This is a genomic window from Microthrixaceae bacterium, from assembly GCA_016702505.1.
Taxonomy (GTDB): domain Bacteria; phylum Actinomycetota; class Acidimicrobiia; order Acidimicrobiales; family Iamiaceae; genus Aquihabitans.
Genome location: JADJDU010000031.1, coordinates 1 through 9,171 on the forward strand (window position 1 = coordinate 1; position 9,171 = coordinate 9,171).

Genomic DNA, 9,171 nt, shown 5'->3' on the forward strand with positions numbered 1-9,171 from the left:
CATCTACCGGGGCAGCGTCGACCCCGGCGACCCGACGGTCGCCACCGGTGGAGATCGCCACTGGGTTGGCTCGACTCCCGAGACATCGGTAGTCACCGACCCTTACGGCCACCACCAACGGCTCATCGCCCCGCCGACGGCCTCTACGTCGCGACGAGACCGGCGCGAGGTCGGGCCGTTGGGGGGGTGTGGTGCAGTTGAGCCCGGAATGGTGCCGCCAGTTTCGCCGTCCGCCTACGACCAAGAGTATTGGGACATGGCCGACGGGTCCCCGTGGTGGGGACGTGGCACAATCCAAGGAACGTCCACCGCAGCGATCAGCGACGGTCGCCTCCTGATGACATGCCAGGCTGCAGCGGCCGGGGTACAACCAGCAGGCGCTGCTCACCACGCTGCCCAGTTTCACGTCCGTGTCCACTCGGATCACCGTGGGCGGCGAACTCACCAATCACTCCAACGCTGGGTTGGTGCTGTACAACAGCGGCACCGGGCGCATCCTGCAATGGCTGGTACACCTCCATGGCCCGGCAAGGACCTGGAGCTGCACAGGGCCAACTCGTTCACCTCGTTCGATTCCGCTACGCCGACGACCGGAGTCCCGGCCGGCGTGGGTCACGTGTACCTCAAGCTCACTAATGACGGCGTGAATCTGCGCCGCTGGGTCAGCGATGACGGCGACCGATGGATCATGGTTGGATCGGTGACGTTGGCGTCATGGATCGGCAGCGTGACCGGGGCTGGCGTCGTGGTCGGGCAGGAACACGCAGGGATCGCCGTCACCGCATCGTTCGACTTCCTGAGATTCACATGACCACGGATTGATTGGCACCATGGACCACGACGGCACCATCAAACGTCTCGCCAACGGCTCGACGCAAACCGGGGACTACCTCGCCCTCGCCACCCCGACCGCCGCACAACAGCGGACGCAGGTCGCACGGCTCACCCGCGAAACCAACGCCCTCATCCGACTGGTGCTCGACCTGCTCGACACCGACGACACAGGAGACTGACCATGCTATTCACTCGCTCAGCCATCGTCCGTGCCGTGCACCGCCGCCCAGACCGCCATCGGTGCCATCGGTGCCGCCACCCTCGTCGCCCAGGTCGATTGGCCGCTCGTCGCGTCCACCGTCGTGCTCGCCACGATCCTCAGCCTGCTCACCTCGCTGACCGGGCTACCCGAGGACGCCGAACGGTGAACGTCATCACCCGCGCCCAATGGGGTGCAGGCCCACGTGGCAGCGACGTGTCTGCCAAGCTCCCGTGGGGTGAGGTCGTGATCCACACCGAAGCCGGGTCGCAGCGTGCCCCGGCCAGCGAGGGCACCGAGAAGGGCTGGATACGGGCCATCGAAGCGTTCCACGTCGGACCATCGAGGGCTTGGGATGGCATCGCCTACAGCTTCCTCATCGCACCGTCGGGACGGATCTTCGAGGGCCGCGGCTGGGGGCGCTCCGGCGCACACACTGAGGGCCGCAACTCCATCGCCGCCGGTATCTGCTTCCTCGGCCACGGCGACAAATGGCCCGCCACCGACGCCCAATGGGCCTCGACCCGCTGGCTCATAGGTGAGGGCATCCGGCTCGGCAAGCTCCAACGTCGCCCCAAGATCAGCGGCCACAAGGACTACAGCCAGAAGGGCAAGACCTGCCCCGGCACCCTCATCTACCCGCTACTCCAAGCCAAGCTCGCCGGGATCGACGGACCCGCCGGGCCGACCGAACCCACCGGACCATCCACCGAGGACACTGACATGACCGACGCTGACCGCAAGATGCTCGCCGACGCCCTCGCCGAAGCCCGTGCCGCTGGCCTCCGTGCCGCCCACTGCGAGCAGCTCCTCGCCGAGCAAGCCGAGCAGCTCAAACAGTTCTACGGCTCCCTTCGGGGCTGGTCGGTGGCCATCGCAGAGAAGGTGGGTGCCTCCCGAGACGACGCCATCCGCAACGACCCCCACGCCCAACGGTGATCGCAGACGTGGCCCCGTGGCTCATCACCCTGAGGGACTCCGCGATAACGGTCGGTGCTGTTGCCGGTGCGCTCGTCACCATCGCAGCCGCGGCGAAACTCCCGCTCATCTCTAGGCCGATCCGCTGGCTGTGGGCGCACCTCGTCGCCCGACCGCTCGCCACCTGGATAGACACCATCCTCGACCCGCACACCGCACCACTCCACGACCGACTAGCGCGTCGAACACGAGGTGCGCACCAACGACGGCTCATCGCTCCGTGATGTCGCGGACCGCACCGAGGTCGCCATGGCACGACTCGGCAACCAGATAGCCATCGTGTCGGCCGGACTAGACGTGATGATCCGCACCGAATACACCGCTATCCGCTCGTCGGCGCGTCGATCGCTGGCCGGGTGGACGACATCGCCCGACACACCGACACGGCCCGCCGCGCCCAGACATCGCCCCGGCATGACGCCAGGCAGGGTGCTCGCTGAGCTGATCGCCCTCGACTGGGGATCGTGGGGCAAAGGCGCGACCGTCCCCGAGGCTGGTGTCGGCACTGGCCATCGACGGACCCCGGCCTGCCTGCTCCAGGTGCTCGGGCGCCTCTCCCCCGAGGTCATCGACCGCTGGCAGGTCCCAGACACCGATTGGCGGCGCAACGACTGGCCAGTGATCGTCCCCATGATCTGACCGGGTTCCCGCCTCCCGGTCAGACGCAAAAGGCCCCGTGCTCCCCATCAGGGGTTGAGCGCGGGGGCGCTTTATCTGCCAGGGGTCAGAGTCGCCCGGTCCGCATCGCCCACGCCGCGACCCTCGGCCACGACCAGGCAGGGCCACCCGAGACCGTCCAGTCCGGCTCAGGGAGCACACCCGCGTCCGCCAGTTGCGCGCCGTCTGGGCCTCCACCCTGAGCAGCGCCGCTATCTCCGCGACCCCCACCGCCACCGCCTGTGCCTGCGGATCCTCGTCCATCGGGCGCCCATCAGGGCCCGACCACACCGGGCCAGATACGCCTTCGACTGGCCGGGCCGCGCCCGGAGCTCGTCCAGCTCATCGGCCCAAGCCTCCCAGGCGTCGACCGCGGACCGATGCACACTCAGCGTCTCGTCGGGCTCACCGCCATGGCCTGTCGTGCAGTACCGCCATTCCGCCGGCCCGGTCGCTCCGGCCATCATCGCTCGACCTCCGTGATGGCCAGGTCAGCGACGTAGAAGGTGAGATCGGAGGCCCCGAGGGCATTGGCTGCCAGGTCCGCCATTGCCTGGCCGTACCGGTCGATCCGTGCTTGATCGGTGCAGGTGGGCACCTCGACCGTCCACGCCTTCCGGCCCCGGTCGAAGGTGGCGGTGCCGCCGTTGAGGCCGATCCGCTTGATCAGGGTGACGATGGCGGCAAAGTCCTTGTCTCGGCTGGTCGAGATCTTCACGGTGTAGGTGGTGGTGGTGGTGGGGTTGCTGGTGTTTTCCATGTCCTGAGTATGCACCATACCTACCCCGACCGTCAACACCTAATACTCACAATGGGCCGAATGGCCTAGTCGTCGTCGGGCCGGTCATCCCCGATCTCACCGCCACGAACCGGCGCACCACATCCGCACACGCCGGACCCTTCGGCCCGTCGAACCACAAGCGGGTCATCCGCCGCCCACTCCCCCGGGCGGGGGTCGCTGCGCGTCCGGGGCCGGGTCAGCAGCCGGTGTTCGCATGCGGCAACCGAACCCTCAGCCAAGAAGTTTGACAAGAAGATTCGGTTTAGGGGTTGACTCGCGCGATTTCGGCACGCATAGTGCCGACATGGCATCCACCCCCACCGCCCAACTGGCGGACCTGGTCCTCGGGGACGCTGGGCCGCTGGAGGACTTCGTGAGGTCCCGCCGGGCCGAGGCCCGGGCCTGGCGACCGATCGCCCGAGACCTGTACGAGGTCACCGGCCAGCGCATCGACGTGACCTACGAGACCCTGCGGTCCTGGTACCCCGACCCCGACGAGACCGCCGCCGAGACCGAGGCGGTCGCCTCGTGACCGCCACCGACGCCGAGGCCGAGATCACCAAGGTGCTGAGCGGCGTGCACGGCGAGGGCCTGGTCTTCCGCTCGATCGACTCCACCACGGTGGCGTTCCTGGTGCCGGACGGTGACCGATGATCGCCGTCGCCTGTGCCTCGATGTTGGTCGCCCTCATCGCTGCTCGCCCGGGAGCTGGTGTGGATGGCCCGGATGCTCGACGCCTACGAGGCCGAGGTCGACGCCCTCATCGAGGGCCTGGAGGCGGAGCGGGCCCGTCGCCGCAAGGCCGAAGCCCGCGCCAACCACCTGACCGGAGACGTGGTGCGGCTGAGACGCACCTGACCCGGCCCGGGATGCCGGGCGAGGACTGCGGCCGACCCCCTGGGTCGCGGTCCTGGCCGGGTGGCCCGGGCCAAGGGCGATGACCCCCGGTAGCGCCGGGGGCGGGGCCCGTCAACCCCTCTGGACCGCCCGCTCGATCGCATCGAGCCCGGGCCACCCGACCCACACAAACAAGCGGCCCACCCCACGACCTCACAAGCCGGAGTGGGCCACCTAACCACCTAGGAGCATAGATGCCCCCATCAACGACCATCCGTGTCGATCTGATGCCAGGCGATCCGCCTCCCGTCATCACCGTCGGGCCTCGCACCAGTCACGGCACCATCACCCTGACACTCGACCTGCCTGGCGCTGCAATCGAGCTGGTGTGCTACGACGGCGATGGCCTCGTGGAGATCCTCGCTGAGGCCCACGACCAGGCCGCTGCTCGTGTCGCTGGGTTGCCCGCATGACCGCGGCCGTCACGTCACCAATCAGGCCCGCCGACCAAGCCCGAGGCCTGCACTGGCTGGCCCGCTGCCGTGAGTCCCTGCACCAGCACCGAGGCATCGACCGGCACGACCAGACCATGAGCGCCCTCGGTCGGGCCAGCACCAAGGCGGTGAGCCGATGACCGAGCTACCCGTCCTCGAGCGACGCCAGCACGGCCGCAACCACAGCTACCGACTCAACGGCGACAAGCTCCCCGGCGTCACCACGATCATCGGCGACGGGCTACCCAAGCCCGCCCTGATCGGGTGGGCAGCAAAGACCATCGCTGAGTACGTCGCCGACCGCCTCGACCAGAACGGCGAACAGGTCACGGCCGACCAGCTCGTGGACGACCTCGCCGAGATCGCCCGGGCCAAGTCGAAGCCGTGGCCCGCCAAGCTCTCCCGCACCAAGGTCGCCGAGATCCTCAAGGGCGTGCACTGGGAGGACCGGGACCAGGCCGGGAACCGCGGCACCGAGGTCCACCGCCTCGCCGAGCTGCTCACCCACGGCGAAGAGGTCGAGGTCCCCGAACCGCTCACCGGGCACGTCGACGCCTACCTCGCCTTCCTCGACGAGTGGCAGCCCACCGACGTGCTCACCGAGGTGGTCGTCGGCTCGGCGAAGCACCGCTACTGCGGGACGCTCGACATGATCGCCACCCTGCCCGGGCTCGGCCGCTGCCTCGTCGACCTCAAGACCAACCGCTCCGGCCCCTTCGGTGAGGTGGCCCTACAGCTCGCCGCCTACCGCTACGCGGATGTCGCCCTGATCGACGGCGAGACCGTGCCCATGCCGCCCGTCGAGTGGACCGGGGTCCTGTGGCTCCGGGCCGACGGGTTCGACCTCTACCCGTTCGACGCCGGCCCCGACCAGTTCAGGAGCTTCCTCTACGTGCAGCAGGTGGGCCGGTTCCTGGCCGACCAGAAGGACCGGGACCGCACCGCCAAGCACGACGCCATCTCCCCCGAAGACGTCGCCATGGGCGGTGCGGCGTGAGCGACATCACCCCCTACGAACACGACTCCACGTACTCGATCGTGCCGTCGGCTGCGTCCCTCGCCGAGCAGATCGCACGCAGCGATTTCGCGCCGACCGGGCTGCGTGGCAAGCCCGAAGCGGTCATGGCAGCCATGCTCCAAGGCCACGAACTGGGCATCGGCCCGATGTCCGCCCTAGCTGAGATCTCAGTCATCAACGGCAAGCCGTGCATCTCGGCCAAGCTCATGAGGGCGCTCGTGCATCGGGCCGGCCACGACCTGTGGTTCGAGGTGAAGTCGAACACGAAGGTCACGATCTGCGCCCGCCGGGCCGACTGGCCCGAGGACCGCGTCGCCAAGGTCACCTGGACGATGGACGACGCCAAGGCGGCGGGCCTGTCGGGTGGCCAGAACTACCGCAAGTACCCCCGCGCCATGCTCGCCGCTAGAGCCACGGGCGAGCTATGCCGGGACAACTTTGCCGACGTTCTCGGAGGCCTGTCCTACACCCACGAGGAGGTCTCCGATGGTGATCTGGGGGCCGACGCAGACGCGGTGATCGAGTTCCGCGACGACGTGGCCCCACCGGAGAAGGCGACCAGCACCCGCAAGGCCAAGAGTGCCCCGGCCCGCAAGGTGGCGCGGCCAAGGCCACCCCACGACCACGGTCGCCGCTCCCGGTCGACCTGCCCCCACTCCCCGGTGAGGACGGCTATGGCGACATCATGGACGCCGAAGTGGTCGAGAATCCACCGTCGACCCTGCGGCCATCCAAACCCGCATCGACGGGCTGACCCAGGAGGACCGCCAGGACCTTGGCGAATGGTGGAAGGCCCAGGGCATCCCGCCGCTCAAGTCGGGGAACATGACCGCCGAGCAGGCCGCCGCCATCAGTGCAGCGATCGACGCCTACAACCCGGCGACCCCGGACCCTGCTGCCCGCAACAAGAAGATGTGGGCGATGGTGGCCGAGGCGTGGCCGTCCGATCCCGACGAGGACCGTGACGAGCTGCGCCGCCACCTGATCCAGACCGTCACCGGCCAGCGCACCAGCTCCTCGAAGGACATGGACGGCGACGGTGGACCGCCCTCTTCGACGCCCTCGAATCGATCAAGGCCGGCACCCACTCACTGTTCCTGCGTTCCAACGGTGAATGGGAGCTGCGCAAGGCGACGGGCGGTGCGTCGTGATCCTCACCCCGCTGCCCGCTCCCGCCCGCAACGTCCACCCGCTGCGCTCCGACTACGTCGAGGTGTGCTGGACGCCCGTGGTCGGCTCGACGGCCGTGGCACTGCTGCGCCTGCTCCCGGCCATGTGGGCCGAGGCCGTGCCCGTCGAGGTGGCTGACCTGGACTTGGCGCAGCGGTTCGGGCTCGGCAAGTCCGACCGGGTGCGCCAGACCGCCCAGCGCATCGCCCGGTTCTGTGGTGGCCGCTGGGACCCGTCGTTGCGCCTGCTGGAGGTTCCGACGGCGCTGCCGTCTCTGTCGCCCGGCCAGTTGGCCCGGGTGCCCGAGTGGACACGGGCCCGCCATGAGGCCCTGACGATGGCGGTGGCGTCGTGAACGCCGTGACGTGGCCGCTGGCCTTGCCGCTGATCCTGGCCGTGTGCTTCTACGTGCTCGCCGTGGTCGAGGACCGGGCCGAACGACGAGAGAGGAACGAGCGATGAGCGATGCGTGTCCGGGGTGGCGCGAGTGCGCCGATCCGGTGGAGCTGGCCGCAGCGGTCGCCGCCGGAGTCGAGGTGGAGTACTCCTGCAACGGCCGGTGGTACCGCAACTCCTTCGAGTCCGAGGGCCAGTTCCGGGGTTCCATCGCCAACCTCGCCTACCGCGTCCCCGCGTCGTGGTCGTGGTCCCCGGAGCCTCCCGCCCCGGATGACCTGATGTCCCGTGCCCGCGGACACGCGGAGACGCACCCGGAGTCCCGGGAACTGATCGAGGAGCTGCTGGAGGAGCTGCTGGAGGCGGTCGTCCGGTGGGCGTGCTTCGCCGCCCCGTCCCCCGTCCCGTCGTGGCCGGATGGCGTCCTGCGAGACGCCGCCAACCGGCTGCGCTGGATAGCCAACTCCGGCTACATCGAGGACCCGGGAATCAAGCGAATCATCCGCAGTTGGGCCGACGAACTGGACGCCACCCTCGTCCCGCCGTGGCCGGGTGCGGTGCCGTCGGGGCTGACGGACGAGGACGGGGTGCCGACGTGGCTCGCCCAGGCCGGGCAGGTGCGCGGCGAACAGGTGCGGTTCGGCCCTCACGGCGCTTGGTGGCCCAACACGGTTGACGACTTCGACCCTGACAACGACTTCGTTGAGGACCGGTGGGTGGAGGTGCGTGCTCCCCGGGCCGTGCCCGTGCCGGAGACCGAGCGGGTGCAGGCGTGGGAGGCGGTCGGGCGACGGTGGCCTGACGGTCGCACCGTCTGGAAGGTGACGCACTCCGTCGAGGGCGTCATCGCCTGGGACAACGGAGGCGAGGCCCTGGACGTCATGTTCTCCGCTGATGGCACGGTCGAGGTGCTGAAGGACGGCGACCGGTGAAGCGCACGACGAAGCGCAGGCTCTCGACTGTGATCGGCTGCGTGCTCGGCGGGGTCACCTTCACCGGCCCGTTGGCGGGTGCGGTGCTGTCTGACTGGCAGTGCCGCCGGGGCCTCTGCGGCCACGGTTGGCACCTGCCGAAGGACGGCGGCTACCCGGACGAGGTGCTGGTGGAGGTCGAGCGATGACCGAGACCAACCGCGACTACGAGGCCGACGAGGACACCGGCGACATCGGTGGACCGCTCGATATCTGGTGGTGGTCTGGACACGGACACCCCCCGGACGACCTCATCATCGAGGCCCTGTGCGATGCGCTGGCCGAAGAAGGCCGCTGCCCGGCAGTACGAGGTGAAGCCCGGCCAGCCGAGGTATGGCAGCGGGGCTGCCCGACAGGTGATGGTCTGGTGTGGGAACGCATTCACCAGAGCCAGTTCGACCGACTCGACCGCCGTGAGCAGGGGTATTGGAATCCAGTGACGGTGCTCGACTTGGAGCGTCGTAGATCGGGTTTGGGTCGATGCTCTGTCAACCGGTGCAAGTCGCCAGCCACTCGCCGTACGCCGCTGCGGATGGTGCAGAACCCCGACGATCCTTACACGACGCTCACGTTTGCCACCTGCGCTGACCACGCGGAGACCATCCCTGAGCCGCACTATCACTGCGTCGTCGTCCCTATCGGGGCCACAGTCATGCTTCCCGTCTCAGATGTGGACGGCGACCGGTGATCGCCGCAGTGGACGCCATCGGGCGTGGGGCGTGGGATTGGTGGATCGTGGCCGGGCTGGTGGTGGCGGTGCTGGTGGCCCAGGTCGTGGCCGTGGTGACGAGAGGCCCATTGGGCAAGGAAGGAGACAGCGATGAGCGATGAACGTC

General features: G+C 68.8%; 18 protein-coding genes. 17 read left to right on the forward strand and 1 reads right to left on the reverse strand.

Features of this window, described 5'->3' with window-relative positions:
- The first annotated feature begins 502 nt into the window (after positions 1-502).
- The 6 genes from IPG97_19490 to IPG97_19515 are packed head-to-tail and all read left to right on the forward strand — an operon-like array spanning position 503 to position 2,650.
- Entirely contained in the window at positions 503-811 is a 309-nt protein-coding gene (locus IPG97_19490) for a hypothetical protein (GenBank protein MBK6858663.1), read from the forward strand.
- A gap of 19 nt (positions 812-830) precedes the next feature.
- On the forward strand, positions 831-1,013 hold the full coding sequence (locus IPG97_19495; protein MBK6858664.1) for a hypothetical protein: 183 nt from the start codon (positions 831-833) through the stop codon (positions 1,011-1,013).
- A gap of 30 nt (positions 1,014-1,043) precedes the next feature.
- Positions 1,044-1,202: a hypothetical protein gene (locus IPG97_19500; protein ID MBK6858665.1), complete on the forward strand. Its 159-nt coding sequence runs from the start codon at positions 1,044-1,046 to the stop codon at positions 1,200-1,202.
- Positions 1,199-1,972 carry an N-acetylmuramoyl-L-alanine amidase gene (locus tag IPG97_19505; protein ID MBK6858666.1) on the forward strand — a complete coding sequence of 258 codons (774 nt, stop codon included), beginning with the start codon at positions 1,199-1,201 and terminating at the stop codon, positions 1,970-1,972. The genes IPG97_19500 and IPG97_19505 overlap by 4 nt, the downstream gene beginning before the upstream one ends.
- A complete protein-coding gene (locus tag IPG97_19510; protein ID MBK6858667.1) occupies positions 1,969-2,235 on the forward strand; it encodes a hypothetical protein in 267 nt (88 codons plus the stop codon). Before IPG97_19505 ends, IPG97_19510 begins: the two co-directional genes overlap by 4 nt.
- The gene (locus IPG97_19515; protein MBK6858668.1) at positions 2,204-2,650 is read left to right on the forward strand and encodes a hypothetical protein; all 447 of its coding nucleotides are present in this window, start codon (positions 2,204-2,206) and stop codon (positions 2,648-2,650) included. The genes IPG97_19510 and IPG97_19515 overlap by 32 nt, the downstream gene beginning before the upstream one ends.
- A 481-nt stretch (positions 2,651-3,131) precedes the next feature.
- Here IPG97_19515 and IPG97_19520 read toward each other — a convergent pair whose 3' ends face one another.
- The gene (locus tag IPG97_19520; protein MBK6858669.1) at positions 3,132-3,428 is read right to left on the reverse strand and encodes a hypothetical protein; all 297 of its coding nucleotides are present in this window, start codon (positions 3,426-3,428) and stop codon (positions 3,132-3,134) included.
- 325 nt (positions 3,429-3,753) lie between these two features.
- Between IPG97_19520 and IPG97_19525 the strand changes: the two genes are divergently transcribed.
- The 11 genes from IPG97_19525 to IPG97_19575 all read left to right on the forward strand — a co-directional run bounded on the left by IPG97_19525 (position 3,754) and on the right by IPG97_19575 (position 9,166).
- Positions 3,754-3,981 (forward strand): hypothetical protein, encoded by a 228-nt coding sequence (locus tag IPG97_19525; protein MBK6858670.1) that lies wholly within the window; start codon positions 3,754-3,756, stop codon positions 3,979-3,981.
- A 134-nt stretch (positions 3,982-4,115) separates the two neighbouring features.
- Positions 4,116-4,307 carry a hypothetical protein gene (locus tag IPG97_19530; GenBank protein ID MBK6858671.1) on the forward strand — a complete coding sequence of 64 codons (192 nt, stop codon included), beginning with the start codon at positions 4,116-4,118 and terminating at the stop codon, positions 4,305-4,307.
- A gap of 233 nt (positions 4,308-4,540) precedes the next feature.
- The gene (locus tag IPG97_19535) at positions 4,541-4,759 is read left to right on the forward strand and encodes a hypothetical protein (GenBank protein MBK6858672.1); all 219 of its coding nucleotides are present in this window, start codon (positions 4,541-4,543) and stop codon (positions 4,757-4,759) included.
- Positions 4,756-4,920, forward strand: coding sequence for a hypothetical protein (locus tag IPG97_19540; GenBank protein ID MBK6858673.1), 165 nt, complete (start codon positions 4,756-4,758; stop codon positions 4,918-4,920). The genes IPG97_19535 and IPG97_19540 overlap by 4 nt, the downstream gene beginning before the upstream one ends.
- Entirely contained in the window at positions 4,917-5,777 is an 861-nt protein-coding gene (locus tag IPG97_19545; protein ID MBK6858674.1) for a hypothetical protein, read from the forward strand. The genes IPG97_19540 and IPG97_19545 overlap by 4 nt, the downstream gene beginning before the upstream one ends.
- Complete coding sequence (locus IPG97_19550; GenBank protein MBK6858675.1) at positions 5,774-6,763, forward strand: hypothetical protein; 990 nt, start codon at positions 5,774-5,776, stop codon at positions 6,761-6,763. Before IPG97_19545 ends, IPG97_19550 begins: the two co-directional genes overlap by 4 nt.
- A 182-nt stretch (positions 6,764-6,945) precedes the next feature.
- Positions 6,946-7,323 (forward strand): hypothetical protein, encoded by a 378-nt coding sequence (locus IPG97_19555; GenBank protein ID MBK6858676.1) that lies wholly within the window; start codon positions 6,946-6,948, stop codon positions 7,321-7,323.
- A 103-nt stretch (positions 7,324-7,426) separates the two neighbouring features.
- A complete protein-coding gene (locus tag IPG97_19560) occupies positions 7,427-8,296 on the forward strand; it encodes a hypothetical protein (protein ID MBK6858677.1) in 870 nt (289 codons plus the stop codon).
- Complete coding sequence (locus tag IPG97_19565; GenBank protein MBK6858678.1) at positions 8,293-8,484, forward strand: hypothetical protein; 192 nt, start codon at positions 8,293-8,295, stop codon at positions 8,482-8,484. The genes IPG97_19560 and IPG97_19565 overlap by 4 nt, the downstream gene beginning before the upstream one ends.
- A complete protein-coding gene (locus tag IPG97_19570) occupies positions 8,481-9,023 on the forward strand; it encodes a hypothetical protein (GenBank protein ID MBK6858679.1) in 543 nt (180 codons plus the stop codon). The genes IPG97_19565 and IPG97_19570 overlap by 4 nt, the downstream gene beginning before the upstream one ends.
- Positions 9,020-9,166, forward strand: a complete 147-nt coding sequence (locus IPG97_19575) for a hypothetical protein (GenBank protein ID MBK6858680.1) — start codon at positions 9,020-9,022, stop codon at positions 9,164-9,166. Before IPG97_19570 ends, IPG97_19575 begins: the two co-directional genes overlap by 4 nt.
- Positions 9,167-9,171 lie beyond the last annotated feature (5 nt).